At 73.8% G+C, this 26,822-nt stretch carries 28 protein-coding genes and 1 riboswitch; of the genes, 13 read left to right on the forward strand and 15 right to left on the reverse strand.

The features are described from left to right. Nucleotides 1–151: 151 nt before the first annotated feature. Entirely contained in the window at nt 152–1,048 is an 897-nt protein-coding gene (gene otsB, locus ACFV3E_RS07160; RefSeq protein WP_500533795.1) for a trehalose-phosphatase, read from the forward strand. Here otsB and ACFV3E_RS07165 read toward each other — a convergent pair. From ACFV3E_RS07165 to ACFV3E_RS07175, 3 genes are all read right to left on the reverse strand, one after another. Continuing rightward, on the reverse strand, nt 1,009–1,869 hold the full coding sequence (locus ACFV3E_RS07165; protein WP_500533796.1) for an SDR family NAD(P)-dependent oxidoreductase: 861 nt from the start codon (nt 1,867–1,869) through the stop codon (nt 1,009–1,011). The genes otsB and ACFV3E_RS07165 overlap by 40 nt on opposite strands. A gap of 85 nt (nt 1,870–1,954) precedes the next feature. Continuing rightward, a complete protein-coding gene (locus tag ACFV3E_RS07170) occupies nt 1,955–2,620 on the reverse strand; it encodes a response regulator transcription factor (RefSeq protein ID WP_500533926.1) in 666 nt (221 codons plus the stop codon). Nucleotides 2,621–2,622: 2 nt separating this feature from the next. After that, nucleotides 2,623–3,720: a sensor histidine kinase gene (locus ACFV3E_RS07175; protein WP_500533797.1), complete on the reverse strand. Its 1,098-nt coding sequence runs from the start codon at nt 3,718–3,720 to the stop codon at nt 2,623–2,625. Nucleotides 3,721–3,854: 134 nt separating this feature from the next. On the opposite strand from ACFV3E_RS07175, the gene ACFV3E_RS07180 reads away from it, so the two are divergent. Further along, nucleotides 3,855–4,067: a hypothetical protein gene (locus ACFV3E_RS07180; RefSeq protein ID WP_500533798.1), complete on the forward strand. Its 213-nt coding sequence runs from the start codon at nt 3,855–3,857 to the stop codon at nt 4,065–4,067. Between the two features lie 91 nt (nt 4,068–4,158). On the opposite strand, the gene ACFV3E_RS07185 is transcribed toward ACFV3E_RS07180, so the two are convergent. The 4 genes from ACFV3E_RS07185 to ACFV3E_RS07200 all read right to left on the reverse strand — a co-directional run bounded on the left by ACFV3E_RS07185 (nt 4,159) and on the right by ACFV3E_RS07200 (nt 6,831). Further along, a complete protein-coding gene (locus ACFV3E_RS07185; protein ID WP_500533799.1) occupies nt 4,159–4,569 on the reverse strand; it encodes a hypothetical protein in 411 nt (136 codons plus the stop codon). Between the two features lie 246 nt (nt 4,570–4,815). Then, nucleotides 4,816–5,718 (reverse strand): hypothetical protein, encoded by a 903-nt coding sequence (locus tag ACFV3E_RS07190; RefSeq protein WP_500533800.1) that lies wholly within the window; start codon nt 5,716–5,718, stop codon nt 4,816–4,818. Between the two features lie 100 nt (nt 5,719–5,818). Continuing rightward, on the reverse strand, nt 5,819–6,019 hold the full coding sequence (locus tag ACFV3E_RS07195) for a DUF397 domain-containing protein (protein ID WP_500533801.1): 201 nt from the start codon (nt 6,017–6,019) through the stop codon (nt 5,819–5,821). Continuing rightward, a complete protein-coding gene (locus tag ACFV3E_RS07200; RefSeq protein ID WP_500533803.1) occupies nt 6,016–6,831 on the reverse strand; it encodes a helix-turn-helix domain-containing protein in 816 nt (271 codons plus the stop codon). The genes ACFV3E_RS07195 and ACFV3E_RS07200 overlap by 4 nt, the downstream gene beginning before the upstream one ends. A gap of 115 nt (nt 6,832–6,946) precedes the next feature. Here ACFV3E_RS07200 and ACFV3E_RS07205 point away from each other — a divergent pair, with 115 nt between their 5' ends. Both ACFV3E_RS07205 and ACFV3E_RS07210 read left to right on the forward strand, forming a co-directional pair. After that, nucleotides 6,947–7,339: an ATP-binding protein gene (locus ACFV3E_RS07205; RefSeq protein ID WP_500533805.1), complete on the forward strand. Its 393-nt coding sequence runs from the start codon at nt 6,947–6,949 to the stop codon at nt 7,337–7,339. Next, complete coding sequence (locus tag ACFV3E_RS07210) at nt 7,336–7,737, forward strand: hypothetical protein (protein ID WP_500533806.1); 402 nt, start codon at nt 7,336–7,338, stop codon at nt 7,735–7,737. Before ACFV3E_RS07205 ends, ACFV3E_RS07210 begins: the two co-directional genes overlap by 4 nt. Here ACFV3E_RS07210 and ACFV3E_RS07215 read toward each other — a convergent pair. Beyond that, nucleotides 7,734–9,194 carry an alpha,alpha-trehalose-phosphate synthase (UDP-forming) gene (locus ACFV3E_RS07215; protein ID WP_500533807.1) on the reverse strand — a complete coding sequence of 487 codons (1,461 nt, stop codon included), beginning with the start codon at nt 9,192–9,194 and terminating at the stop codon, nt 7,734–7,736. The two genes, ACFV3E_RS07210 and ACFV3E_RS07215, sit on opposite strands and share 4 nt — an antisense overlap. A 293-nt stretch (nt 9,195–9,487) precedes the next feature. Continuing rightward, a complete protein-coding gene (locus tag ACFV3E_RS07220) occupies nt 9,488–10,456 on the reverse strand; it encodes a glucosyl-3-phosphoglycerate synthase (RefSeq protein ID WP_500533927.1) in 969 nt (322 codons plus the stop codon). 157 nt (nt 10,457–10,613) lie between these two features. Then, a riboswitch (SAM riboswitch) is annotated at nt 10,614–10,741 on the forward strand. A gap of 18 nt (nt 10,742–10,759) precedes the next feature. Between ACFV3E_RS07220 and thrC the strand changes: the two genes are divergently transcribed. The 4 genes from thrC (at nt 10,760) to groL (ending at nt 14,985) form a co-directional block, all read left to right on the forward strand. After that, nucleotides 10,760–12,046 (forward strand): threonine synthase, encoded by a 1,287-nt coding sequence (thrC, locus tag ACFV3E_RS07225; protein ID WP_500533809.1) that lies wholly within the window; start codon nt 10,760–10,762, stop codon nt 12,044–12,046. A 45-nt stretch (nt 12,047–12,091) separates the two neighbouring features. Next, complete coding sequence (locus ACFV3E_RS07230) at nt 12,092–12,370, forward strand: ubiquitin-like small modifier protein 1 (RefSeq protein WP_500533810.1); 279 nt, start codon at nt 12,092–12,094, stop codon at nt 12,368–12,370. 423 nt (nt 12,371–12,793) lie between these two features. Further along, entirely contained in the window at nt 12,794–13,000 is a 207-nt protein-coding gene (locus ACFV3E_RS07235; RefSeq protein WP_005486335.1) for a cold-shock protein, read from the forward strand. A gap of 362 nt (nt 13,001–13,362) precedes the next feature. Next, nucleotides 13,363–14,985, forward strand: a complete 1,623-nt coding sequence (gene groL, locus ACFV3E_RS07240) for a chaperonin GroEL (RefSeq protein WP_500368602.1) — start codon at nt 13,363–13,365, stop codon at nt 14,983–14,985. Nucleotides 14,986–15,078: 93 nt separating this feature from the next. Here groL and ACFV3E_RS07245 read toward each other — a convergent pair whose 3' ends face one another. Next, nucleotides 15,079–15,780 (reverse strand): copper homeostasis protein CutC, encoded by a 702-nt coding sequence (locus tag ACFV3E_RS07245; RefSeq protein ID WP_500533811.1) that lies wholly within the window; start codon nt 15,778–15,780, stop codon nt 15,079–15,081. A 52-nt stretch (nt 15,781–15,832) separates the two neighbouring features. Here ACFV3E_RS07245 and ACFV3E_RS07250 point away from each other — a divergent pair, with 52 nt between their 5' ends. Together ACFV3E_RS07250 and ACFV3E_RS07255 are read left to right on the forward strand one after the other, a co-directional pair. Beyond that, complete coding sequence (locus ACFV3E_RS07250) at nt 15,833–16,519, forward strand: HD domain-containing protein (RefSeq protein ID WP_499512489.1); 687 nt, start codon at nt 15,833–15,835, stop codon at nt 16,517–16,519. A 92-nt stretch (nt 16,520–16,611) separates the two neighbouring features. Then, nucleotides 16,612–17,223 (forward strand): maleylpyruvate isomerase family mycothiol-dependent enzyme, encoded by a 612-nt coding sequence (locus ACFV3E_RS07255; RefSeq protein ID WP_500533812.1) that lies wholly within the window; start codon nt 16,612–16,614, stop codon nt 17,221–17,223. 13 nt (nt 17,224–17,236) lie between these two features. Here ACFV3E_RS07255 and ACFV3E_RS07260 read toward each other — a convergent pair whose 3' ends face one another. Continuing rightward, nucleotides 17,237–17,524 carry a DUF4031 domain-containing protein gene (locus tag ACFV3E_RS07260; protein ID WP_500533813.1) on the reverse strand — a complete coding sequence of 96 codons (288 nt, stop codon included), beginning with the start codon at nt 17,522–17,524 and terminating at the stop codon, nt 17,237–17,239. Nucleotide 17,525: 1 nt separating this feature from the next. Next, nucleotides 17,526–17,912, reverse strand: coding sequence for a DUF8819 family protein (locus ACFV3E_RS07265; protein WP_500368611.1), 387 nt, complete (start codon nt 17,910–17,912; stop codon nt 17,526–17,528). Between the two features lie 83 nt (nt 17,913–17,995). Here ACFV3E_RS07265 and ACFV3E_RS07270 point away from each other — a divergent pair, with 83 nt between their 5' ends. Further along, the gene (locus tag ACFV3E_RS07270) at nt 17,996–18,892 is read left to right on the forward strand and encodes a MurR/RpiR family transcriptional regulator (RefSeq protein ID WP_500533928.1); all 897 of its coding nucleotides are present in this window, start codon (nt 17,996–17,998) and stop codon (nt 18,890–18,892) included. After that, nucleotides 18,889–19,824, forward strand: a complete 936-nt coding sequence (gene murQ / locus ACFV3E_RS07275; RefSeq protein WP_500533814.1) for an N-acetylmuramic acid 6-phosphate etherase — start codon at nt 18,889–18,891, stop codon at nt 19,822–19,824. Before ACFV3E_RS07270 ends, murQ begins: the two co-directional genes overlap by 4 nt. Before the next feature lie 100 nt (nt 19,825–19,924). Here murQ and ACFV3E_RS07280 read toward each other — a convergent pair whose 3' ends face one another. Next, complete coding sequence (locus ACFV3E_RS07280) at nt 19,925–21,970, reverse strand: HelD family protein (RefSeq protein WP_500533815.1); 2,046 nt, start codon at nt 21,968–21,970, stop codon at nt 19,925–19,927. A 261-nt stretch (nt 21,971–22,231) separates the two neighbouring features. Between ACFV3E_RS07280 and ACFV3E_RS07285 the strand changes: the two genes are divergently transcribed. Beyond that, nucleotides 22,232–22,405, forward strand: a complete 174-nt coding sequence (locus tag ACFV3E_RS07285) for a hypothetical protein (protein WP_500368614.1) — start codon at nt 22,232–22,234, stop codon at nt 22,403–22,405. A gap of 35 nt (nt 22,406–22,440) precedes the next feature. On the opposite strand, the gene ACFV3E_RS07290 is transcribed toward ACFV3E_RS07285, so the two are convergent. Both ACFV3E_RS07290 and ACFV3E_RS07295 read right to left on the reverse strand, forming a co-directional pair. Next, on the reverse strand, nt 22,441–24,072 hold the full coding sequence (locus ACFV3E_RS07290; protein WP_499512482.1) for a DNA repair helicase XPB: 1,632 nt from the start codon (nt 24,070–24,072) through the stop codon (nt 22,441–22,443). Nucleotides 24,073–24,223: 151 nt separating this feature from the next. Continuing rightward, nucleotides 24,224–26,641 carry a helicase-associated domain-containing protein gene (locus ACFV3E_RS07295; protein WP_500533816.1) on the reverse strand — a complete coding sequence of 806 codons (2,418 nt, stop codon included), beginning with the start codon at nt 26,639–26,641 and terminating at the stop codon, nt 24,224–24,226. Nucleotides 26,642–26,822 lie beyond the last annotated feature (181 nt).

A 26,822-nucleotide genomic window follows, 5' to 3' on the forward strand; every position in this document is an offset into this window, starting at 1 on the left:
TCGCGGCCGCAGGCGCGTGGACCCGCGCGCGGCGACGGCGGGGGTCCCGCCCGGAGGGCGCCGCACGGCGCGGGGGCGGAGAACACCGCCGGAGGCGGGATGCTTCCGTACGCCGGGCATGCCCCCCGCAGGGGTCGGTATGGTCGGGGGCATGAGCCGCAGCCGCACGGACGAACTGCCGGTACCCACGACGCCCGAGGGCAAGGACGGCCTGGCCGCACTGCTCGCGGAGCCCCGCAGGGCGGTGCTGGCCCTGGACTTCGACGGGACGCTGGCGCCGATCGTGCCGGATCCGGACGCCGCGCGGGCGCATCCCCGCGCGGCCGCCGCACTGGCCCGGCTGGCGCCGCGGATCGGGTCCGTCGTGGTCGTGACGGGCCGCCCCGCGGGCGTGGCCGTGCGGTACGGGGGCTTCGCCGGCGTGCCGGCCCTGGAGCACATGGTCGTGCTGGGCCACTACGGCGCCGAGCGCTGGGACGCCCGTTCCGGCGAGGTCAAGGCGCCCGGCGCGCACGCCGGGGTCAACGCGGTGCGCGCGGAACTGCCGGGCGTGCTGGACGCGATCGGGGCGTGGCACGGCACGTGGGTGGAGGACAAGGGCCGCGCGGTGGCCGTCCACACGCGCCGCACGGAGGATCCGCAGGCCGCGTTCGAGGCGCTGAGCGGACCGCTGCGCGATCTGGCCGACCGGCACGGGCTGATCGTGGAGCCGGGCCGGATGGTGCTGGAGCTGCGGCCGCCCGGCATGGACAAGGGCGTGGCCCTCAACGACTACCTGCGGGAGGTCGGCGCCGGTCCCGTGCTGTACGCCGGTGACGACCTGGGCGACCTGGCCGCCTTCGGGGCCGTGGAGAAGCGGCGTGCCGACGGCCTGCCCGGTGTGCTGGTGTGCAGCGGCAGCGCGGAGGTGGCCGAGCTGGCCGCCCGGGCGGACCTCGTCGTGGACGGCCCGGAGGGCGTCGTGGCGCTGGTCGACGCCCTCGCGGACGCCCTGGAGGAGCGGGACGGTCAGGACGGGGCCGAGAGCCAGCCGCCGGTCAGCGACTGAACCGCGGACCCGTCGAGGTCCGCGAGCTTCACGCCCGTGAACTCCCGGGCCCGCGGGGAGGTCTGGACGCGGAAGGGCGGCCGGTCGGCGCCGAGCACCTCGACGATCGGCGCCGCGGCCTCGTCGATGGTCTGGGCGGCCGTGAACGCCTGCGTGGTCCGGTCGAGGTAGTGGGTGAACGCGGGCCGGTAGGGGCCCGCGGCCGCCGCGTACGCGGGGATGTCGATGCCGAGGTTGGCGACGAACTCGCTGCCGACCGCGCCCGGTTCCACGACGCTCACGGTGACCCCGACCGCGGCCGCCACGGGCGCGAGCGCCTCCATGTAGCCCTCGACCGCGAACTTCGCGGCGCAGTAGGCCTCGTTGAAGGGCTGCCCCACGACGCCGCCCACGCTGGTGACGGTGACCAGCCGCCCGCCGGAGGCGCGCAGGTGGGGCATCGCGGCCTTGGTGACCTCGACGACGCCGAAGAAGTTGACGTCCATCGTGGCGCGGACGTCCGCGACCGTCTCCAGCTCGATCGTGCCGATGTGCCCGGCGCCGGCGTTGTTGACCACCGCGTCCAGGCTGCCGAACTCCACGACGACGTCCTCCACCACCGCGGCGACCAGCCGGGCGTCGGTCACGTCCAGCCGCTTCACGTGGACGTGTTCGGCGACCCCCGCCCCCGCCGCGGCCTTGCGGAGGGCGTCCGCCTTCCCGGGGTCGCGCATGGTCGCGACGACGTTCCAGCCGGCACGGGCGGCGGCCACGGCGGTGGCCAGGCCGATGCCTGAGGAGGTGCCGGTGATCAGGACGGTCCTGGGGGTGCCGGTGGTCATGGGGTGGCTCTCGCTCTCTGCCGGGCCGCGCGGGTGCGCGCGTACTGATGACCGCACCCTAGACAGCCCGGCGGCCTCCGCCCGGTCAGCTCCGGCCCGGGGTGTCCGCGTCGTGGACGAGGAGGGCGACCTGGACCCGGTTGTTCAGGCCGAGCTTGCCGAGGATGCGGGAGACGTGGGTCTTCACCGTCGGCACGCTCATGTGGAGCCCGGCCGCGATCTCCGCGTTGGACCGGCCCTCCCCGATGGCGAGGGCCACCTCGTGCTCCCGCTCGCCCAGCGACGCGAGCCTGCGCCGTGCGGTGGCCCGCGCGCCGCTTCCTCCGGCGCCGGAGGCGGCGACCTGGGCGATCAACTGCCGTGTCACCGACGGGGACAGCACCGGTTCGCCGGCCGCCACCTTCCGTACCGCCGCCACGATCTCGCGCGGCGCCGTGTCCTTCAGGACGAAGCCCGCCGCGCCCGCGCGCAGCGCCCGCAGCACGTGCTCGTCGGTGTTGAACGTGGTCAGCACGATCACCTCGGGCGCACCCGGCCGCGCCCGCAGCGCCTCGGTGGCCGCGAGGCCGTCCACGACGGGCATGCGGATGTCCATCAGCACCACGTCGGGGGAGTGCTCCTGGACCAGTGCCGCCACCTCGCCGCCGTCCGCCGCCTCGGCGACGACCTCGACGTCCGGCGCCCCGCCCAGCATCATCCGCAGCCCGGCCCGCACCAGCGGGTCGTCGTCCACCAGCAGCAGCCGCACCATCGTCACGCCGCCCACGGTAGCCAGGCGCGCAGCCGGAAGTCCCCGCCGGCCCGGCCGTGCTCCAGGTCGCCCCCGGCGAGCGAGGCCCGCTCCGTCAGCCCGATCAGGCCCTGCCCGGCGCCCGGGATGGCCGGCACCACGGCCGCCGCGGCCGGCACCGGGTTGGTGACCTCGACGGTCAGCCCCCGCGCGGGACCGCCGGCGAGCCGCACGGTCACCTCCGTGCCGGGGGCGTGCTTGCGGGCGTTGGTCAGCCCCTCCTGCACGATCCGGTACGCCGTGCGCCCCGAGGCGGCGGGCGCCGCCGACACCGCGTCGTCGTCGGCCTCCAGCACGATCCGCATCCCGGCGTCCCGGGACTCCTCGACCAGCCGCGGCAGGTCCGCCAGCGTGGGCTGCGGCCGTCCGCCCGCGCCGTCCGCCGTACCGGACCCGTCCGGCTCGCGCAGGACGCCGATGATGCCGCGCAGGTCGTCCAGCGCCTGGTGCGCGCTCTCCCGGATCACCCCGGCGGCCCGCTCGATCTCCGCGGGGGACGCCCCCGGGTGGAACTCCAGCGCTCCCGCGTGGACGCTCAGCAGCGACAGCCGGTGCGCGAGCACGTCGTGCATCTCCCGGGCGATCTCCTCGCGCGCCTGCCGCCGGCCGCGCTCGGCGTACGAGGCCAGCAACTGGCGCCGGGAGCGCACGTAGAGCCCCCAGCCGATCGAGCCCGCCATGATCACGAAAAAGGTCGTCGCCGAGCCGGTCTCCGGCAGGTCCGGGTCGGGCCCCCGCGCCACGAACAGCGGCAGCGGAGCGAACGCCAGTGCCGCCACCCAGGCGGTCGTGCGCAGCGGCCGGTACGCCGCCACGGTGAAGACCGCCACCGCGGTCGGGCCGCCGACCAGGTGCGCGAACCACCCGGTCACCAGCAGCACCACCGCCAGCTGCACCGGCCACCGCCGCCGCAGGAACAGCGCCGCGCACGCGGCCGCGCTGACCGCCTGCTCGACGGTCCCGACCGGGGCACCCACCCCGTCCACGGACAGCACGGAGAAGGCCGCCGCACCGAGGAAGACCGCGATGTCGGCGACGATGCCCTTCCGTACGCGTCGCATGTCCCCGAATGTACGGTCCCGGGGCGCCGGCACCACCCCCGCGCCCCAAGTCGAGACTTTCGGACGACAGCCCGCGCGCGATCGGCGACTTTCGCCGACAGCCCGCGCGGGCGCCCGCTCCCTAGCCTCGTGGCATGAAGGGATTCCTCGGCTTCCTCGGCTTCGTGCTGCTCTCCCAGGGCATCGGCGGCATCGCCTACGAGCTCACCGGCGGCTGGTTCCGCCTGTGGGCGCTGACCCACCGGATCGGCTTCCTCGACGGTTACGAGATCTACGTGTGCGTCCTCCTGGTCGTCCTCGGCGTCGCGGTCTTCTTCGCGGCGGAGTCGGCGGGCAAGCGCTCCTGACGCCCGGTCGCGCACGGCCGCGCACGGCCCGCCCCGGTCCCCCGTTCCTGTGCGACGGGGGCCGGGGCGGTGGCACATGTAGGGGGTCGGGTCACCAGTTGTTGTTGTCGCGGACGATCGCTGCGCACTCCACGACGGCGCGGGCGGTGGGGATGGGCGGAGCCATGCCGTCGGTGTTCCGGACGGTGACGGTCCATCCGTTGCCGGACCGCTGGCTCGTCAGCACGGCCAGGTCACTGCTGCTGAGGACGAAGCCGCCGCCGGTGACCTCGGTGCGCGAGGGGCAGCGCGCCGAGACGGTCTGCGTGGTGCCCGAGGGCACGGTGGAAAGGACACCCAGGAACTCGGCGGTCCTCAGCCGCCCGAAGTTGTCCCGGTTGCCGCCGCCCTGGACGGGGTTCGAGGCGGCGTCGTCGGCGACCGCGGCGGTGCGCGCGGTGGCGGAGGCGTGCGTGGGACCGGCGAATGCGGTGGTCGTGACGACCGCTGCGGCGACCGTCATGGCTCCGGCGACGCCCCAAAGCACCTTACGACGGGGTCGACCGGACATGGTCTTCTTCGCTCGTATGTTCATCTCTCTGCCTTCGAAGATGACGGAAGGAGCTCGCTCCGGGTCGAAGCGATTGCGCTCATCGTCACCTTGTGCGAGGTGTTCCGCACTTTGGGTGACCAAAGAGGATGAACGGTGCCCGGGGCGCGATCTGACGGAGCGGCGGTACGACGCTCGGTCAGCACGCCGGAAGGGGCCTCAGGTGGTGCCTGCGGCCGCCCGCGGTTTCACGCGTGGCCGCTGCCGCACGATGCCCGCGCGGACCAGCGAGGCGCCGCGCGGAGCACCCGACGGGGCGTCGGATGCGGGGGCGGCGGTGGCGCAGGGCGGGCAGGGGCCGGTCCGGCCGGGGGGCAGCGGGTCGCCGCAGCCGGGGCATTCGGGGAGCGGGACCGCCGGGGCGGCGGGGTCGCGGGCGGGTCGCGGTGCGGGGAGCTTGTCGCGCAGGCGCCGGGCGATGAAGCCGGCGGGGGAGTGGACGGCGGGCGGCAGCCCGGAGGACAGGGCGGTGCCCAGCTCCAGCTCGCTCGCGCCGTGTGCCAGCCAGCGGGCGGCGAGCGGGGCCAGCCGGGCCGCCTCGGCGACGCCCAGGGAGAGCCTGGTCTCCCGCCGCCCGAGGCGGTGCAGCGCGGCCGCGGCGCGGGCGACCAGCGGCTCGTCGGCGGGGGGCCCGGGGTGGGAGGTGTTCTCCTTCTCCCTGTTCTCCCCCTTGGGGGATGCGCCGACGGCCCGTACGGACGGCGCACCGGCGGTCGGGACGCTGCCACCCGGAGCCGCGAAGGCCGCCTCGACCTCCGCGGGGTCGCGCAGGGGCACGTTGGAGACGAGCACCCGGGTGGTCCAGCGGCCGGTCTCGCGGCTCTGCGTGCGGCGGGTGTGCACATAGCCCTCCGCCTCCAGCTGCTGCCGGGCCCGGCGCAGAGCGATGCGCCCCTCGGGCATCTTCTCGCCGATGGACTGCAGGGTCTCCCGGGACCCCTCCGGCAGGGAGAGCGCCCACTGCAACAGCCGTACGGCGGTGCCGTTCAGGCGCGGATGGCGGATGAGGTCGTTCGGCGTCTGGGAGAAGAAACGGGTCGGCGGGATAGCATGGCGGATCATTTGCGGGCTCCTTGAAAGCCTCGTGGGTGTAGGCCCCCGGCCGGTGTTGGCGCACCACGGGGGCCGCTTCATGCGGCAAGCACGAAGGGTGATCGGCCGGTTACTCTACCGGTGTCCCGGTGCTGTCGGCGACGAAGGCGACGAACGCCGTCCACGCCTCGCCGGTGAAGGCCAGCGCGGGCCCGGCGGGGTCCTTGGAGTCCCGCACGTGCACGGCGCCCGGGGCATGGGCCACCTCGACGCACTGGCCGCCCTCGCTGCCGCTGTAACTGCTCTTGAACCAGGCGAGTTGGGACGTCATAGCTCCCCCGCAATCTGCTCGATCACTCTGGCGGAGTCCCCCACGCTGAGGGCCTGTGAGCGGATCATCGCATAGCGCTGGTGGAGTTTGCTGACCTCGTCCCGGCCGTCCACCAGCACGCTGCGGCCCTGGACTTCGAGATAGGCCAGCAGTCGCAGATCGTGGGTCTCCAGCAGCGACATGGGGCCGTCGAAGCCCGCGTGGGCCTCGTGCGAGAGCGGCATCACCTGGACCGTCACATGACGCAGCGCTGCGGCCTCCAGCAGCCGCTCCAACTGGCTCCGGTGGACGGCCCGTCCGCCGACCGGACGGCGCAGCACCCACTCCTCGATGACGAAGGCGAGCTGCGGCGCCGGGGCGCGGGTCAGCAGTGACTGCCGGGCCAGCCGGGCCCGCACCCGGCGCTCGACTTCCTCCGTCGCCAGCGTCGGGCAGTAGGCGCCGAGCACGACGCGGGCGTACTCCTCGGTCTGCAGCAGGCCGTTGATGACGTGCGTGTCGTAGGTGTAGAGACTCACCACGGCCCGCTCCAGCTCCGCGTACTCCTCGAACCAGGAGGGGAACTCCGCCCGTTCGAGATGGCGCGCCGCGGACCGCAGCACCCCGCCGCCGTCGCCCAGAAGGGTTCCCGCCCTCTCCACGAACGCCGGAGGCGGCATCCGCTCGCCGCGCTCGATCTTGACCACCAGCGACTTCGAATAGCCGACGTGCGCGGCCAGTTCGTCGGTCGACACCCCGCGGGCCTCCCGCAGGGACCGCGCCACGGAACCGAACATCCGCATGCTGGCCGAGCCCTCGCCCTTCGCGGACACGGGACCACCTCCCCGGTACACACGCCGTACACAGCCGCGGACCGGTCCCGACACAACTGATCCGGGGTCAGGTCCGCCCTGGTCAGGCTAGCCACGGCACGGAACCGTTGGACCCATGACGCAGGAATCTCCACCCGCGGCGGCGATGCGCGTCGTCGCCGAGCCCGCCCGCATCGCCGAGGTCCGCCGGGCCGTACGCGAACAGCTCCGCGCCTGGGGGCGCGAGGACCTGGCGCCCGCCGCCGCGCTGTGCGTCACGGAGATACTCGCCAACGTGCACCGGCACGCGGGCTCCCCGGAGTGCGAGCTGACGCTGGACGACCTGGCCGGGGAGGGTGTGCGGGCCACGGTCAGCGACCGCTCCCCCGTCCTGCCGGTCCCGGCCCCCGGGCCGCCGGACTGGGCGGCCGAACGCGGGCGCGGCCTGCACCTGATCGCGGCGGCGGCGCACCGGTGGGGCGTGCGGCCGACCCCCGACGGCAAGCAGGTGTGGGTGGTGCTGCGGTGAGGCCCGCCTCGTGGACCTGGCTGGACGACACGGCCTTCGGGCCGGTGGCGTTCCTGCTGCTGGCCCATCCGCACGGGAGCGGGACGGAGGAACTCGCCGTGCTCCTCGGGCTGGCCGAGCCCGGGCGGCGGCTGCCGGAGCTCGGCGAGCGGATCACCGTCCCCCGTCCCGGGCGGGCCACGGTGCGCGGCGCGGACGGCGGCCCGCTGCTGGAGGTCGCGGCCGGGGACCGGTGGGCCGCCTTCGTCGCGGGCGGCGGACCGGTCGCGCTCGTCGTGGGGCTGGACCCGCTCGCCCGCCGCGCACCGCTGCCGCAGGTGGAGACCTACCTCGCCCTGGGCACGACCGCCGGACGCATCCGGCTGGGGATCAGCCGGCGGGCGCCCTCACCTTCCTAGCCCAGCGCCCGCAGCTGGTCCAGGAACCACTGCTGCGGGGGGAGCGCCGTCGAGGCCGCCGCGAGTCGCTTGGTGGCCTCGGCCCGCTCGCCGTGCGACAGGGACAGCGCCTGGTGGAGGGCGTTGGCCGTGGCCCGGATGTCGTACGGGTTGACCACGAACGCGTCGTCCGCCAGCTCCTCGTACGCCCCCGCCTCACGGGAGAGCACCAGCGCCACGCCGTCCTCCGAGACGACCGGGATCTCCTTGGCCACCAGGTTCATGCCGTCGCGGATCGGGTTGACCAGCGCGACGTCCGCCAGGCGGTAGGCGGCCAGGGAGCGCGCGAAGTCGTCCTTGACGTGCAGGACCACCGGCTGCCAGCCCGGCGTGGCGAACTCCTCGTTGATCTCCTCGGCCAGGTCGGAGACCTCGTCCGTGTACTCCCGGTAGACGGCCAGGTCGTGACGGGAGGGGTAGGCGAAGGCGATGTGCACCACGCGCCCCTGCCATTCGGGGTGGTCGCGCAGCAGCTGCGCGTACGCGAGCAGACCGCGCACGATGTTCTTCGACAGCTCGGTGCGGTCCACGCGCACGATGACCTTGCGGTCCGGGCCGCCCACGGTCTCCTGCAGCGCCGCCAGGCGCTCGTCCACGTCCGGCCGGTGCGCCCGCTCCCGCAGGAAGTCGGCGTCCGCGCCGAGGCCGTGCACCCCGATCCGCGTGGTGCGGCCCTTGTACGTGATCGTGAGGCTGCCCTCGTCACGGATGACGGAGGCGCCCAGCACGTCGGCGCAGCACGCGGCGAAGGCGTCCGCCCAGCGGCGGGTCAGGAAGCCGGCCCGGTCGGCGCCGAGGATGCCGCTCAGCACCTCCGCGGCGACGTCGTCGGGCAGCACGCGGAAGTAGTCCGGCGGGGCCCACGGGGTGTGCGAGAAGTGGCCGATGCGCAGGTCGGGGCGGCGCGAGCGGAGCAGCTGCGGCACCAGCGCCAGGTGGTAGTCCTGCACCAGGACGGCCGCGCCCTGGCCCGCCTCCTCGGCGAGCGCGTCGGCGAAGGCGGCGTTGTACGCCACGTACGCCGCCCACTGCTCGCGGAAGTCCTCGTCGAAGACGGGCTCCAGCGGGGTCTGGAACAGCATGTGGTGGACGAACCACAGCACCGAGTTCGCGATGCCGTTGTAGGCCGACGCGAAGGTGTCCGCCGGGATGTCCAGCATCCGTACGCGCTGGCCGCCGGTGTCGGCGGTGGACAGCCGGCCCGTACCCCCGGAACTGCGCAGGACGGCGGCCCGGTCCCCCTCGCCGAGCGCCGCGCAGACCCAGACGGCGTCCGCGTCCGGCCCGATCGCGCTCAGGCCCGACACGAGTCCGCCGCCGCCGCGGCGGGCGGTGAGCGTGCCGTCCTCGCGGAGGCTGTACGACACGGGGCCGCGGTTGGACGCGACCAGTACGCGCGCGGCATGCGATGCGACCATGCGGCCAGCCTAGCCACGCATCCCCGACCGCAAACGTACGAGCTAGCCCAGCCGGGGGTTTCCGGCCGTGACCTGTTGCGGGTCGCCGCAGGTTCGGCCTGGGGGTTGTGGGAAGTCGTTCCGCAAGGCGGAACGGGTTGGCACACCCCCACCACCGGCGTGCACACGCCGACGCAGCCCACGGTACTGCCCAGGTGCGGCGCCGTTGTGGGGTTGCGCCAGCCCTCCCCCAGCTACCGCTGGGGGTACCCCCAACCTCCGGCGAGCGGCCGACCCGCAACCGGGTTACAGCGTCACGCCACCGCGCGGTGGGCGTATTCGGGGACCGTCCGCATCGGGGGGCGCTCATCCGTCGCGACCTCGTGGACGCGGGGCTCGAAACCGCCGTCCGGGGACCGGTCGAACTGTGTGAGGACGGGCCGCACGAGATGGCCCCGGGCCAAGCGGATCTGGGCCGTCCGGTAGATCGCCGCGGCCATGCGGCCCAGCGCCTGGCCGTCCTGGTGCCGGTGGTGCCGGACCCCCACGTCGACCTGGGCCAGCGCGTCGAGCCCGACCGTGTTGAGCGCGTCCACCAGCAGCCCGAGCTCGACCCCGTACCCGACGGGGAACGGCAGCCGCTCCAGCAGCGAGCGGCGCGCCGCGTACTCGCCGCCCAGCGGCTGGACGAACCCCGCCAGCTGCGGCCAGTGCAGGTTGAGCAGCGGCCGCGCGACCAGCTCCGTCACCCGGCCCCCGCCGGCCGGGACCACCGTGCCGCCGGTCTCCAGGGGCCGGTCGTACATCGCCTTGACCAGCTGCACGTCCGGATCCGTGAGCAGCGGCCCGACGATCCCCGACACGAACCGCGCGTCGAACTCGCGCAGGTCGGAGTCGACGAAGCAGACGATCTCCCCGCGCGTCACGAGCAGCGAGCGCCACAGGACCTCGCCCTTGCCGGGCAGGGCGGGCAGCCGCTGGAGCACCTCGTCCCGGTGGACGACGACCGCGCCCGCGGCCGCGGCGACCTCGGCCGTGCGGTCGGTCGACCCGGAGTCCAGCACGACGAGTTCGTCGACCAGCGGCACCGCCTCGCTCATCAGCTCGCGGCGGATCGTCCCGACGATCGCCCCGACCGTGGCCTCCTCGTCGAGGGCGGGCAGCACGACGCTGACCGTGCCGCGCGCGCCCGCGGCGCGCTTGGCGGCGAGCAGTTGCGGCAGCGGCCTGTGGTCGGCGGTCCAGGACCGCCGTTGCAGCCAGCCGGCCACCTCGTCGAGCACCGGGTTGCTCCGTTTCTGCCCGTCTCGCAGGACGGACGGCCCATGACCAGGTTCGAGGTCGTCGGTTACAGTCTTGAACACGAGGCATGACCATCGTATGTCCGCGGTGATCGCGCCTCGTCGGACAAATGCCCGGGCCCTGCGCCCGGTGCCATACCGCTCATCCAGAGGGGCAGAGGGAACGGCCCGTTGAAGCCCCGGCAACCCTCCCGCCGACCGCGAGGTCCAGGTGGGGAAGGTGCCAATTCCGTCTCGCGGCGAAATGCGCCGTGAGGAAGATGAGGAGAAAGGGCCTCGCCTGACATGGCTGCGCAGACCGTTGCACCCGCGTCCACCGATTCCGCCTTCGGCCCCGCGTCCGCGCTCTCCTGCCGCGAGTGCGGTGAGCGCTTCCCGCTGGAACCCATCTTCGCCTGCGAGGTCTGTTTCGGGCCGCTCGAAGTGGCGTACGACCTCCCGGGCGGCGACCCCGAGACCCTCCGCAAGCGGATCGAGTCCGGGCCGAACAACATCTGGCGCTACGCGCCGCTGCTGCCCGTCCCCGCGGACGTGGCCTCCAAGCCCAACCTCAACCCGGGCTTCACCAAGCTGGTCAAGGCCGACAACCTCGCCCGCGAACTGGGCGTCACCGGCGGCCTGCACATCAAGGACGACTCCGGCAACCCGACCCATTCCTTCAAGGACCGGGTCGTCGCCATCGCCCTGGAGGCCGCCCGCACCTTCGGCCTCACCACCCTGTCCTGCTCCTCCACCGGCAACCTGGCCGGCGCCGTGGGCGCCGCGGCCGCCCGGGCCGGCTTCCGCTCGTGCGTGTTCATCCCGCACGACCTGGAGGAGGGCAAGGTCGTCATGGCCGCGGTCTACGGCGGCGAGCTGGTCGGCATCGAGGGGACCTACGACGACGTCAACCGCTTCTGCAGCGAGCTGATCGGCGACCCGATCGGTGAGGGCTGGGGCTTCGTCAACGTCAACCTGCGCCCGTACTACGGCGAGGGCTCCAAGACGCTCGCGTACGAGATCTGCGAGCAGCTGGGCTGGCGCCTGCCGGACAACATCGTCATCCCGATCGCCTCGGGCTCGCAGCTGACGAAGATCGACAAGGGGCTGCGGGAGCTGATCAAGCTCGGCCTGGTGGAGGAGAAGCCCTACCGCATCTACGGCGCGCAGGCCGAGGGCTGCTCCCCGGTCTCGACCGCCTTCAAGGCCGGCCACGACGTGGTGCGCCCGCAGAAGCCGAACACGATCGCCAAGTCGCTCGCCATCGGCAACCCGGCCGACGGCCCGTACGTGCTGGACATCGCCCGCCGCACGGGCGGCGCCGTCGAGGACGTCACCGACGAGCAGGTGGTGGACGCCATCAAGCTGCTCGCCCGGACCGAGGGGATCTTCGCCGAGACGGCCGGCGGCGTGACGGTCGGCGTGCTGCGCAAGCTCATCGAGAACGGGCAGCTCGACCCGGCCGGTGAGACCGTCGTCCTCAACACCGGCGACGGCCTCAAGACGCTGGACGCCGTCGCCCCGACCTCCCGCCCCACGGCCACCATCCGCCCGAGCCTCGACGCGTTCCGCGCCGCCGGCCTGGCCGGCTGACCCCGACCGCACCGGCCGACCCAGACTGAAGGTGAACCCAGCATCATGAGCGCTACCGTCCGCATCCCGACCATCCTCCGCACCTACACCGGCGGCCGTGCCGAGGTCCCCGCCGAGGGCGGCACCCTGGCCGAGGTCATCGACTCGCTGGAGCAGAGCCACCCCGGCATCTCCGCGCGGGTCCTGGACGACACGGGCAAGCTGCGCCGTTTCGTGAACGTCTACGTCAACGACGACGACGTCCGCTTCTCCGAGGGTCTGCAGACCGCGGTGGGCGAGGGCGCGTCCGTCTCGATCATCCCGGCGGTCGCCGGAGGCTGCTGAGCCGCACGGCCCGTGGGCGACAGGGGTGCCGGGGACGACCCGGCGCCCCTGTGTGCCGAGCGGTAGTTGAAGGCCTGTACAGTTGCCTCCGACGGCTCGCAACTCCCTGCAACGCTCTGCGCAACCCCTCTTCTCCGGGGTGGCCTTGTCGACGATTTATCGCCAAATTCACGTCGCGTTTGTCGCGTTGGCCGCTTATGTCCGGTCCGAGTTGCCCCGGATTATTCGCCGATCAGGCTCTTCTTCCGATTCTCTGTGCCCGGAATTCTCGTCCGATTGACCTGTTGCAGACAGCGTCCGGGCAGATACATTCAGCCGCGGTCGACGCGTTCCGGCGCACGCCCCCTTGGCTGTAGGGGGTGAGGTCTGACCCGGGTCCGCGAGGTGCGGGTCTGCGAAGGGCCAGCAATAGGGGAGTTAGGAATGGCTCAGGGCACCGTCAAGTGGTTCAACGCGGAGAAGGGCTACGGCTTCATCGCGGTCGACGGTGGTGCGGACGTCTTCGTGCACTACAGCGCGATCCAGATGGACGGCTACCGCACCCTCGAGGAAGGTCAGCGGGTCGAGTTCGAGATCTCGCAGGGCCAGAAGGGGCCGCAGGCGGACATGGTCCGTCTCGCAGCCGGCTGACGCGCCGCGCATCGGCCACGGAGCACTTTCGCGTACGGCCGCTCAAACGTACGCGTCGAGGCCCGCCCCCCACACGGGGGCGGGCCTTGGTGCTGTCCGGGGCGGCCGCGGACCCGACCTGCGGGTTGTCCACGGTCCCGGCCAAGCGGCTTGCACTCTCCTGGGGCGAGTGCTAATCATTGGCGTTAGCACTCTGACGTTGAGAGTGACAAAGGACCGAGTGGGTGAGGCCCGCTCGACCGTCGTAAAGGAACCGGCGGGAGGGCAGGCCGTCCGTCGCGGGCGCCGGCACGGTCCTGGAGTAATCCTTCCCCGCAGCCGTGTGCCGCGGGGGGACCCCAAGTCCGGGAGGACCACTTCACATGGCCAAGATCATCGCGTTCGACGAGGAGGCACGGCGCGGTCTCGAGCGCGGGATGAACCAGCTCGCCGACGCCGTCAAGGTCACCCTTGGCCCCAAGGGCCGCAACGTCGTCCTCGAGAAGAAGTGGGGCGCCCCCACGATCACCAACGATGGCGTGTCCATCGCCAAGGAGATCGAGCTCGAGGACCCGTACGAGAAGATCGGCGCCGAGCTGGTCAAGGAGGTCGCGAAGAAGACGGACGACGTCGCCGGTGACGGCACGACGACCGCGACCGTCCTCGCCCAGGCGCTGGTCCGCGAGGGCCTGCGCAACGTCGCCGCCGGCGCCAACCCGATGGCGCTCAAGCGCGGCATCGAGAAGGCCGTCGAGGCCGTCTCCGCCGCCCTGCTGGAGCAGGCGAAGGACGTGGAGACCAAGGAGCAGATCGCCTCCACCGCCTCCATCTCCGCCGCCGACCCGCAGATCGGCGAGCTCATCGCCGAGGCGATGGACAAGGTCGGCAAGGAAGGCGTCATCACCGTCGAGGAGTCCCAGACCTTCGGTCTGGAGCTGGAGCTCACCGAGGGTATGCGCTTCGACAAGGGCTACATCTCGGCGTACTTCGCCACCGACCTGGAGCGTATGGAGACGTCCTTCGACGACCCGTACATCCTGATCGTCAACTCCAAGATCTCCTCGGTCAAGGACCTGCTCCCGCTGCTGGAGAAGGTCATGCAGTCGGGCAAGCCGCTGCTGATCATCGCCGAGGACGTCGACGGCGAGGCCCTGTCGACCCTGGTCGTCAACAAGATCCGCGGCACCTTCAAGTCCGTCGCGGTCAAGGCCCCGGGCTTCGGCGACCGCCGCAAGGCCATGCTCGGTGACATCGCCATCCTCACCGGTGGCACCGTCATCTCCGAGGAGGTCGGCCTCAAGCTGGAGAACGCCGGTCTCGACCTGCTCGGCCGCGCCCGCAAGGTCGTCGTCACCAAGGACGAGACCACGATCGTGGACGGCGCCGGCGACCAGGACCAGATCCAGGGCCGCGTCAACCAGATCCGTGCCGAGATCGAGAACAGCGACTCGGACTACGACCGCGAGAAGCTCCAGGAGCGTCTGGCGAAGCTGGCCGGCGGCGTGGCCGTCATCAAGGCCGGTGCCGCCACCGAGGTCGAGCTCAAGGAGCGCAAGCACCGCATCGAGGACGCGGTGCGCAACGCCAAGGCCGCCGTCGAGGAGGGCATCGTCGCCGGTGGTGGCGTGGCGCTGCTCCAGGCGTCCAACGTCTTCGAGAAGCTCGAGCTCGACGGCGACGAGGCCACCGGCGCGTCGATCGTGAAGCTGGCCCTGGAGGCCCCGCTGAAGCAGATCGCCGTCAACGCCGGCCTCGAGGGTGGCGTCGTGGTGGAGAAGGTGCGCAACCTGACCCCGGGCCACGGCCTCAACGCCGCCACGGGCGAGTACGTCGACCTGATCGGTGAGGGCATCATCGACCCGGCCAAGGTCACGCGCTCCGCGCTGCAGAACGCGGCCTCCATCGCCGCGCTCTTCCTCACCACCGAGGCCGTCATCGCCGACAAGCCGGAGAAGGCCGCCGCGCCGGCCGGCGGCGGCATGCCCGGCGGTGACATGGACTTCTGATCCTCCGGGATCAGGACTCCGCACCACGGCAGAAGACCGAGGGCGGTACCCCACGCGGGGTACCGCCCTCGGGCGTTTCCGGCTGCCGCCCGGTCACGGGACGGCGACCGGTGCGTCGAGCAGATCGCGCCAGGTGCGCACCGCCTCCGCGTCGACCGGCCCGGCCCAGCCGCCGGGGCGGACCGCGCCCCCGACGTGGAAGGCGTCGATGCCGCCCGCGAGGAGCCGCGGCAGGTGCTCCGCGCGGAGCCCGCCGCCCACCATGAGCTGGGGCTCGCCGGGACGGCCCGCCTCCGCCAGCAGATGGCCGAGCCCGGCGTCCACCCCGCGCGCGGAGCCCGCCGTGAGGAAGGTGTCCAGTCCGGGCAGTCCGCGCACCGCCGAGCGCACGGCCTCCCGGTCGGCGGAGTGGTCGATGGCGCGGTGGAAGGTCCAGCGGGCACCGGAACCGATCGCGTCGACCAGCAGGCGTACGGCGGCCAGGTCCGGCGCGCCCGACGCGTCGAGGAACCCGAGCACGAACTCGTCGGCGCCCTCGCCGCGCAGCGCCGCCGCGGCGGCGCAGAGCGCGTCCGTCCCGCGGGTGCCGCCCACGGCGAAGTCGGCGCGGGCCCGCAGCATCACCCGGACCGGGATGTCCACCGCGGCCCGGACGGCGGCGAAGGTCTCCCGGGACGGCGTCAGGCCGTCCGCGGCCATGTCCGTGACCAATTCGAGGCGGTCCGCGCCGCCCGTCCGGGCCGCGAGGGCGTCGTCGGCGTCGAGCGCGATCACTTCGAAAATTGGTCTAGACATATCTCTAGGGTGTCACATGCCCGCACGTGCCCGCGACCCCCCGTACCGCACAATGACCTTCATGGCTGACACCGCACCCGAAACCGGCTCCGCCCTCCTCGCCCGCTGGTGCGACCTGCTGCGCCGCTGCCAGACGGAGTCCGTCGACCCGGTGCCGTACGGCAAGGACCTGATCGCCCGCTGGGCCGAGCCGCACCGCCGCTACCACACCACCACCCACCTCACCGCCGTCCTCGACCACGTCGAGGCCCTCGCCGGGCACGCCGAGGACCCGGACGCCGTGCTGCTCGCCGCCTGGTTCCACGACGCCGTCTACCGGCCCGACCGCTCGGAGAACGAGGAGCGCAGCGCCCGGCTCGCCGAACGCGCGCTCCCCGAGGCCGGGGTCCCCGACGCGATCACCGCCGAGGTCGCCCGCCTGGTCCGGCTCACCGTCACCCACCACCCCGCCGAGGGCGACCGGGACGGCGAGGTCCTCAGCGACGCCGACCTGGCCGTCCTCGCCGGCGACCCCACCGCCTACGCCGAGTACGCGGCCGCCGTCCGCGAGGAGTACGGCTTCGTCCCCGACGACGCCTTCCGCGCCGGCCGCGCCGACGTCCTGCGCCAGCTCCTGCGGCTGCCCCGGCTGTTCCGCACCCCGGAGGCGTACGGGCGCTGGGAGGCCACCGCCCGGCGCAACCTCACCACCGAGCTGGAACTGCTCGCCCCGGGCGACGTGGACGACGCCCGTCGATGACTGCGGCGCCCACCGATGACTCCGGTGCGCGCGGGCGGTCCTTGTCCGTGCGGGGAGCCGCCCGCGGCACGCGACGAAGGGGTACGACAGCGATGACCGACGACACCGAGGTGCAAGCCGCCGTCGCGGCCGGGTTCCGGGACCTGGCCGACCTGCTCGACGGGGCCCCCGCCGCCTGGTGGGACACCCCCTCGCTCTGCGAGAGCTGGCGGGTGCGCGAGGTCGTGGCGCACATGACGATGGCGGCGCGCTACTCGCAGGAGGCGTTCATGGCGCTCCTCGCCGAGCACGGCTTCGACTTCACCCGGCTGTCCGACGCCGTCGCCGAGCGGGACGGCGCACTGCCCACCGGGGAACTGGTCGGCTGTCTGCGCTCCGAGGTGATGGGGCGGTGGCAGCCACCGGGCGGCGGTGCCCACGGCGCGCTCAACCATGTGGTGATCCACGGGCTGGACATCACCGTGCCGCTCGGCACGGGACGCCGCGTCCCGGGGGAGACCCTCGGCATCCTCCTCGACGACCTCACCGCGGGCGGTGGGCACGCGCACTTCGGCGTCGCCGTCGCGGGCCGGCTGCTGCGGGCCACCGACCTGGACTGGTCGTACGGTTCCGGCCCGGAACTGCGGGGCACCGGCGAGGACCTGGCCCTGGCGATGTGCGGGCGCCGCCTCCCCGCCGGCCGGCTGGAGGGCGAACCGCTGTGAGCGGGACCCCGACCTAGGTCCTGCCAGCCTCACCCTGGGGGGACCTGTGCTTGGGGCGGCGCAGGCCGGCCTCGGTGAGGTGGCGCAGGAGTTCCTTGCTGCCGACCTCGACGGCGCCCGCGGCGACGGCCGAGGCGTAGCGCTCGCTGGGGACGTCGTAGTGGTCGGCGTCGAAGGCGCGGCGGGGGGCGCCGATGGCGGCGGCGAAGGCGTGGAGCTCCTCGTACGAGGTGTCGCTCACCATGTGGGACCACATGCGGCCGTGGCCCGGCCAGGTCGGCGGGTCGATGTAGACGGTCACGTCAGCGGGGCCCGCCGAGGGTCGCGGACAGGCCGCCCACGGGGGCGACGGCCTCGCCGAGCGACTCGCACACCCAGTGCGGGTCGGGCCCGAGTTCGGGCTCCACGTCGAGGGCGTGCGGGTCGGTGCAGCGAGGGCAGAGCGGCCAGCGGCCCATGCGTTCGAGCAGGGCGTCCTTGACGTCCTGGGCGACCAGCCCCGCGACGAACGCGGCGCCGTCGGGCCACTGCTCCACCCACCAGCGGCGCTGGGAGACGGCGTCCTCGACGAGCGAGACGATGTGTGCGTCGGCGACGCCGGTCGCGGTCAGGTCGGCGAGGACGAGCGCGCGGGCGCTGTGCAGGGCCGCCTCCAGGCCGGCGGAGGAACCGGGTGCGTCAGGATCCATGGCCCCCATTGTGGACCAACCGCCGCGCAGGCGTCCTTGACGTCGTCAGGAGGTGAAAATAGCTTTCGTCCGTGGCCGAGAAGATGAAGGAAACCTTCAACACCGGTGGGCTGGCCGCCAAGGTCAGGACCATGGCCCCGTCCATGACCCGGTCGATGCAGCGGGTCGCGGAGGCCGTGGCCGCGGACCCGGCGGGCTGCTCCCGGCTGACCGTGACGGCGCTCGCGGCCCGTACGGGGACGAGCGAGGCCACGGTGGTGCGCACCGCGCGCGTGCTGGGCTACCCCGGCTACCGGGACCTGCGGCTCGCGCTGGCCGCACTGGCCGCCCGCGTGGAGGCGGGGGCACCGCCCGCCGTCACCCCGGACATCGCGGTGGACGACCCGCTGGCCGACGTGGTCACCAAACTCGCGCTGGACGAGCAGCGGTGCCTGGCCGACACCGCCGCCCAGCTGGACGTGGCCCAGCTGGAGGCGGCCGTGGCCGCGCTGGCCGCCGCCCGCCGCATCGACGTCTACGGGATCGGGGCGTCCAGCCTGGTCGCCCAGGACCTGGTGCAGAAGCTGCTGCGGATAGGCCTGGTCGCGCACGCCCTGGGGGACCCGCACCTCACCCTCACCAACGCGGTCCAGATGCGCCAGGGCGACGTCGCCGTGGCCGTCACGCACTCCGGCCACACCCACGACGTGGTCGAGCCGCTGCGCGCCGCCTTCGACCGGGGCGCCACCACCATCGCCGTGACCGGCCGGGTGGACGGCACCGTCACCCAGTACGCCGACCACGTGCTGCTCACCTCCAGCGGCCGGGAGAGCGAACTGCGCCCGGCCGCCATGGCCAGCCGCACCAGCCAGCTGCTGGTGGTGGACTGCCTGTTCGTCGGGGTCGCCCAGCGCACGTACGACACCGCGGCCCCGGCCCTGTCCGCCTCGTACGAAGCCCTCGCCCACCGCCACAGCCCGCGAAGGAACCACCCGCAATGACGCACGCCGAGCTCCGTCGCGAGCTGGACCACCTCGGAACCGAGGCCTTCCGTGCCGAGCTCGCCGAGGTCGACCGGCTCCCGACGCTCGACATCGCCCGGCTGATGAACGCCGAGGACGGCACCGTGCCGGCCGCCGTCGCGGAGCAACTGCCCGTCATCGCCGCCGCCGTCGACGGCATCGCCGCGCGCATGGCCCGCGGCGGCCGCCTGGTCTACGCGGGCGCGGGCACCGCGGGACGGCTCGGCGTGCTCGACGCCAGCGAGTGCCCGCCGACCTTCAACACCGCGCCGGGCCAGGTCAGCGGGCTCATCGCGGGCGGGCCCACGGCGATCGTGGACGCCGTCGAGGGCGCCGAGGACAGCGGGGAACTGGCCGCCGCCGACCTGGACGCCCTCGGGATCGGCCCGGACGACACCGTGGTCGGCGTCTCCGCCTCCGGCCGCACCCCGTACGCCGTCGGCGCCGTGGAGCACGCCCGCGCCCTGGGCGCCCTGACCGTCGGACTGTCCTGCAACCCGGGCTCCGCGCTGGCCGCCGCGGCCGACCACGGCATCGAGGTCCTCACCGGCCCGGAGTTCCTCACCGGCTCCACCCGGCTGAAGGCGGGAACGGCGCAGAAACTCGTCCTCAACATGCTGTCGACGATCACGATGATCAGGCTGGGCAAGACCTACGGGAACCTGATGGTCGACGTGCGCGCCTCCAACGACAAGCTGCGCGCCCGGTCCCGGCGGATCGTGGCCCTGGCCACCGGCGCGCCCGACGACGAGATCGAGGCCGCCCTCACCGCCGCCGGCGGCGAGGTCAAGAACGCCGTCCTCGTCGTCCTCGGCGGCGTGGACGCCCCGACGGCCGCCCGGCTCCTGGCGGAGGCGGACGGCCATCTGCGCGCGGCACTGCTCGCGGCCGTCACCGACGGCCGCGGATGAGCGTGCGCGTGGCCCACCTGAGTGCCCGGTCCTGGCCGCTCCGGTGGCTGTGCGGTTCCTCGCTCGCGGCCGTCGCCGACGGCCGCGAGCGGGCATGGGGTCAGGCCGCGCGGAGCGCTTCCGGCAGGGGCGCCGCGTGGAGGACCGCGAGGCCGGAGACGGCGCGGGTCAGCGAGACGTACAGGCGGCGCAGGCCGGTGCGCTCGTCGGGCTCGCCGTCGACGACCGCGGCGGGTTCGTCCAGCACGACGTAGTCGTACTCCAGGCCCTTGGCCAGGGAGGCGGGGACGAGCGTGAGGCGGGCTTCGGGCGTGGTCTCCGCACCGGGTGACAGGTACGGCAGGCCGGCCGCCGCCAACGCCTCGGCCAGTGCGGGCACGCGCGCGTCGGCGGCGATCAGGCCGATGGACCCCTCGCGGTCCAGGGCCTGCCGGCAGGCGGCGAGCACGGCCGGGGTCAGCCCGCCCGCCGGGACCTCGGTCACCGAGAAGGCGCCCGGGTTCTCCCGGACGGAGGTCGCCTCCTTCAGGCCGGGTGCGATCTCGGGCAGCAGCCGGGAAGCGTAGGCGATGACCTCCAGCGGGACGCGGAAGCCCTGGGTCAGCTCCTCGACCCGCGACCCCGGCTTGCCGAGGTGCTCCAGCGCCTCCTCCCAGGTCCCCGTCGCCCACGGGGTGGTGCCCTGGGCGAGGTCGCCCAGCACGGTCGCGGAACCGGTGGAGCAGCGGCGGCCCACCGCCCGGTACTGCATGGGGGAGAGGTCCTGGGCCTCGTCCAGCACGACGTGGCCGAGCGAGGCCGTGCGGTGCACCAGGTCGTGGGCCTCGTCGACCAGCACGGCGTCGGCGGCCGACCACTTGGCGGAGGCGGCCGAGCGGGCGGGCTTCTCCCAGAGGATCTCCTTCTGCTCCTCCTCGGTCAGCACGCCCTCCGCGCACGCGGCCAGGAACTCCGGGTCGGACAGCAGCCGCAGCACCGTCTTCGCCGGGTCCACCGGCGGCCACGCCTCCTTCACGGCCGCCTTGACCGCCGCGTTGCGCGCGACCGCGTCCTGCACCCGGTCGTCGGGGGCCTCCCCGGCCGCCTCCATCCGGACCAGCACGGCGTGCGCGATCCGCTGCGGCAGCGCCTCGCGGGCGGCGCCGTAGCGGATGTCACGCGCCATCAGCTCGCGGACCAGCTCCTCCAGTTCGTACGCCGGGACGCGCCAGCGGCGCGAGCCGCGCACCACGACCACCGGCTCGGTGGGCATCCGGATGCCGGAGCGGACCGCGCGCCGCAGCACCTCGGCCATGCGCGCGTCGCCCTTGACGTCGGCGGCGGCCGCCGAGTCGGTGCCCTTGACCGGGACGTGGGCGACCAGGTCGTCGACGGTGGCCTGCTTGACGCTCAGCTCGCCCAGGGCGGGCAGCACCTGCTCGATGTAGTGCAGGAAGGACGCGTTGGGGCCGATGACGAGGGTGCCGGTGCGGGCCAGCCGTTCGCGGTGCGCGTAGAGCAGGTACGCGACCCGGTGCAGGCCGACGGCGGTCTTCCCGGTGCCGGGCGCCCCCTGGACGCAGACCGTGCCGCCGACCCCGGCGCGGACGATCTCGTCCTGCTCGGGCTGGATGGTGGCGACGATGTCGCGCATCGGGCCGACGCGCGGCCGCTCGATCTCCTGCTGGAGCAGCTTGCTGGAGGTCTGCGCCTCGTCCGGGTCGGTGAGGTGCTCGTCCTCGTACGCGGTCAGCTCCCCGCCGGTGTAGCCGAAGCGGCGACGCAGCGCCACGTCCTGCGGGTCGGTGCGGGAGGCCCGGTAGAAGGGCTGGGAGACCGGCGCGCGCCAGTCGACGACCATGGGGTCGCCGTCCGCGTCGTGCACGTGGCGGCGGCCGATGTAGAAGCGGTGACCGGCTTCGGCGCCGTCCGCGTAGTCGAGACGGCCGAAGAACAGCGGGGTGTGGGCGAGGTCCGCGAGCGCCTTGATGCGGGCGGTGATCTCCGACTGCAGCACTTCCGCGTTCACCCAGTTGGCGGTCACGTCCCGGATGTCGAGGGCCTCGACGTCGGCGCGCATCGCGCGCAGGGCGGAACGGGACGAGGCGAGGTGGGAGCGTTCGCGGTCGAGCGGATTGTCGGTGGTGAGGGACTGTTCCCCTGGCACGGGTTGCCTCCGGCGGCACGTAGGGCATGGCTCAGCCGGCCCCTGACCGGCGCGCACGGGGGCGCGGGGCGGGGCGCTGTCCTGATACGGATCACGACTCGGGCCGACCGGTTTCCGTCCGGCCGGTGGCGCCGTCCCTCAAGGGGGCGGGCGGCAAGACGCAGGATCCTACGCCTCGGCGACGGCAGGTGCTAACCGTTTTCCCACCCACCCGTAGCCGGAACCTCTGCCCAAAGCGTCACGTATGCGTACATTGGGGGCATGGCACGACCAGTGGTCTCCCGCGTCCGCGGCAGCACCGCCATCGCCGAGGACCCCGGGCACCGGCATCCGGTCCACCCCGTCGGGGACGCCCTGCGGGCGGTCCGGGTCTACGTCGCCACGGCCGTCCGCGTCGTGGTGCTGGGCCAGGACGGCTCCGCCGCGCGCGACTGACGCGGCGGGCCTCCCGGCGCGGCCCCGCCGACGGGTCAGAGCAGCTCGTCCGCGTCGACGATGCGGTACGCGTACCCCTGCTCGGCCAGGAACCGCTGGCGGTGGGCGGCGAAGTCCTGGTCGATGGTGTCGCGGGCGACCACGGAGTAGAAGCGGGCCTCGTGACCGTCCGCCTTCGGCCGCAGCACCCGGCCGAGGCGCTGCGCCTCCTCCTGACGGGAACCGAAGGTGCCCGAGACCTGGATGGCGACCGTCGCCTCCGGCAGGTCGATCGAGAAGTTGGCCACCTTGGAGACCACGAGCACCGAGATCTCCCCCTGCCGGAAGGCGTCGAAGAGCTTCTCGCGCTGCGCGTTCGTCGTCTCGCCCTTGATCACCGGCGCCCCGAGGTGCTCGCCCAGCTCGTCGAGCTGGTCGATGTACTGGCCGATCACCAGCGTCTGCTGCCCGCGGTGCTTGGCGACCAGCGCCTCGGCGACCTTGCGCTTGGTCGCGGTCGTCGCGCAGTAGCGGTACTTCTCCTCCGGCTCGGCGGTCGCGTACGCCAGCCGCTCGGAGTCGGTCAGGTTGACCCGCACCTCCACGCAGTCGGCGGGCGCGATGTAGCCCTGCGCCTCGATCTCCTTCCACGGCGCGTCGAAGCGCTTGGGACCGATCAGCGAGAAGACGTCCGACTCACGGCCGTCCTCGCGTACCAGCGTCGCCGTCAGGCCGAGCCGGCGGCGGGCCTGGAGGTCCGCGGTGAACTTGAAGACCGGCGCCGGGAGCAGGTGCACCTCGTCGTAGACGATCAGGCCCCAGTCACGGGAGTCGAAGAGCTCCAGGTGCGCGTAGACGCCCTTCCGCTTGGTCGTCAGCACCTGGTACGTGGCGATGGTGACCGGACGGATCTCCTTGCGGGTGCCGCTGTACTCGCCGATCTCGTCCTCGGTCAGCGAGGTCCGCTTCACCAGCTCGTGCTTCCACTGCCGGGCCGAGACCGTGTTCGTCACCAGGATCAGCGTCGTCGCCTTCGCCTGCGCCATCGCGCCCGCGCCCACCAGCGTCTTGCCGGCGCCGCAGGGCAGCACGACCACGCCCGAGCCGCCGTGCCAGAAGCCCTCCACCGCCTGCTCCTGGTAGGGGCGGAGCTTCCAGCCGTCCTGGTCCAGCTCGATCGGGTGCGCCTCGCCGTCCACGTAACCGGCCAGGTCCTCCGCCGGCCAGCCCAGCTTGAGCAGCACCTGCTTGATCTGGCCGCGCTCGGAGGGGTGGACGACCACCGTGTCGGGGTCGAGCCGGGCGCCCACCAGCGGCGTGATCTTCTTCGAGCGGAGGATCTCCTCCAGCACCGGACGGTCCGTGGAGGTCAGCACCAGGCCGTGCGCCGGGTGCTTGCTCAGCGTCAGCCGGCCGTAGCGGGCCATCGTCTCGGCGACGTCCACCAGCAGCGCGTGCGGCACCGGGTAGCGGGAGTACTGCACGAGCGCGTCCACGACCTGCTCCGCGTCGTGCCCGGCGGCGCGGGCGTTCCACAGCCCCAGCGGGGTGATCCGGTAGGTGTGGATGTGCTCGGGCGCCCGCTCCAGTTCGGCGAAGGGGGCGATGGCACGCCGGCACTCGTCGGCGAGCTCGTGGTCGACCTCCAGCAGCAGGGTCTTGTCGCTCTGGACGATCAGGCAGGACACGCAAACCTCCGCGAATGGGCGGGCCGGGACCGGGAAGGGGGCCGGGCTGAACTATCCATGGTCCCCCATCCCCGAGGGGAAACGTCCCGGTCCTCCGGATCGATACCGCGCCCCGCCCCGGCCGGCGCCCCGTGCCCGCCCAGCGACAGGGTCACGCCAGGTCGTCGGCGAGTTCGGCGACACCGGTTATCCGGTGCAGCGCGAAGGTGCGGACCTCGTCGGCGGTGTGGTCGTACGCGGTGACGAATCCGCCCTCCACCCGCATCGGGCCGATCACGCGCTGGCTCGCCGCGCCCTCCGCGTTGACGTAGCCGATCCACACCGACTCGCCGGTCAGCACCGCCGCCTGCATCGTCGCCAGCGTCTCGGCCGCCGCCGTGCGCGGCAGCCGGCCGTCGCCGTGGCCGCCCGGGCGCTCCGCGGGCTCCCTGCGGACCGCGGTCGAGGCCCGGTCACCGGCCCGGATCGCCTTGACGGCCGCTCCGAGCAGTGTCCCGTCCGGGGTCGGCGGCCCGTCCACCACGGGTACCGGCGCGCTGCGCGGCGGGGTGCGCCGGGCGTCCGCGCGGGTGATCAGCACATCGCCCTCGGCGGACTCGGCCGCCGGCGCGTGGCCCAGCGCGCGCAGCCGCTCCAGCAGCGTCGCCGGATCGCTCTGCGCCGCGAGCACCGTCGGCGCGAGGCGGCGCAGCCCGAGGCCGGCCGCCCGGCGGTCGGCCAGCAGCTCGCTGAGCAGCGCGTCGTCGTCGCAGCGCACGTACGCCGAAGCCGCGCCCACGCGCAACCGGCCGTGCCGGCGGGCGACGTCGTCCACGAGGTAGCTCAGCGGCTGCGGCACGGGCGTGCGCGAGTGCGCGGAGAGGAAGGCGTGCAGGTCGGCGGCGGTGCGGCCGGCGTCCAGCGCCCGGCGCACCGACTCCTGGGTGAAGCGGAAGACGGTCGCGCCGCCCTTGGACTCCACGTCCGCCAGGACGTGCAGGGTCTCGGCGAGGTGCGGCTGCAGAGGGCCCGGCGCGACCGCCGTCAGATCGGCCTGGAGCAGCACGTGGTCCAGCGGCTCCGGCAGCAGCGGCCCGAGCAGTACGGCCGCCGCGTCCCCGGAACGCCGCAGCAGCGCGCGGCCGTGCGCCGCCAGCGCGCCACGGCCGGTGACCCCCAGCATTTCCGCCTCCGTCACCGTCCAGCGCACCAGGTCGGCGCGGAGCGGGTCCATCGCGGCGCCGCCCCGCAGCGGGCGCTCCCAGCGCAGCCGGGCCAGCAGCGCGTCCTGGTCCGCCGAGGCGCCCTCGGGGAGCGCGGCCAGCAGCTCCAGCGTCCGGCGGCGCACCTCAGGGGCGAGCGAACGGTCCAGGTCGGGGCCGAGCGCCGCCAGCGCGCGGCCCTTCACGTCCCGCGTGCCGACGACACCCGGTACGCGGGTGGCGGCCAGCCACGCCGTGACCAGGGCCGCCCAGCGGTCCTGGGCGGGCAGCGTCAGCCACCCGTCGGCCGCGGGGGTCGGCGCGTACGCCTCGTCCAGCTCCCCGTCCGCGGCGACCAGGCCCGCGGCGTACGCCACCTCCACCCAGAACGCGGCCAGCGGATCCGGCACGTCCAGCGCCGTGGCCACCCGCTTCAGGTCCCGCACGCTCAGCCCGCCCGCACGCAGCACCGACGGACCGCCGGTCTCCCACTGCTTCAGCAGCTCCTCGACCGTACGGACCGCTGTGAAGGCCTGGCCCGCGGCGTTCCCGTCCACAGCCTGTGGATCGTGCTGCTTCGGTTCCACGGCCGGCGCGACCGGCTCCGGGGCGCGGTGCGCCCTGCCGTCGCGCAGATGCAGGGCCACCTCGCGGGGGAGCACGACGTTGCGCGCCCCGGCCGGCAGCAGCAGCCCGCGCTCCAGCAGCCAGGCCACCGGGGACGGCGGCACCGACACGTCCGCCACCTCCCCGTACGGCGGGCCCCACGCCAGCCTGCGCAGCACCGCCGCGGCCTCCGGGGGCGCGCCGTCGAGCAGTGCCGCCATCCGCGCGCGGTCGGCGAACAGCGAGGTCAACGCCCCCACCGCGCTCACCGGGTCGTGCGTGGGCGGCAGCCCGGCCACCGTGAGGATCTGCTGCAACCGCGTCGGCGACATACCGGAGGTCGCCTCGGCCACGGTCGGCCCGAGGCCGGTCGGGGACGGGGTCCCCGCGGCCGGGGCCAGGATGTCGCGCGCGGTGCGCACCAGGCGCAGCCGGTCGTCCTCGCCCCACAGCAGTGCCTGCGCCCGCAGCGTCGCCACCGCGCCGGGCAGCGCCTCCGCCGACTCCGGGCCCATCAGCGCGGCGAGCGCGTCGTGTCCGGCGCCGTCCGGAGCGACGGCCAGGGCCTCGGCGGTCTGCAGCGTGAACCGGTCCAGGCGTTCGAGGGCGCGGACGACGGAGGCACGGGTGCCCGCGCGGGTCGCCAGTTGCGAGAGGTCGTTCGGGACCGGGTTCAGCAGGTCCGGGCGCGCCCGGAGCAGTGCGGACAGCGCGTCGTCGCCGCGGGCGCGCAGATCCTCCGCGAGCGTGCGCGGCGCCGCCGCGGGGCCGTCAGTGCTCATCTCCCCCACATTAGCCCTGCCCGCCCCCAACCCACGGTGGGCGTCGCCACGGCTTTCCCCAAGCGTGCCCGGTGCCCGGGTTTGTGGGCAGGCGGTCCGCCGCCAGGCGTGGGGGCGCCCCCAGCGGAGCTGGGGGAGGGTGGGCACAAACCCCACGACGGCGCCGCACCTGTGCGGTACC

This window comes from Streptomyces sp. NPDC059718 (genome assembly GCF_042733315.1).
GTDB lineage: Bacteria > Actinomycetota > Actinomycetes > Streptomycetales > Streptomycetaceae > Actinacidiphila.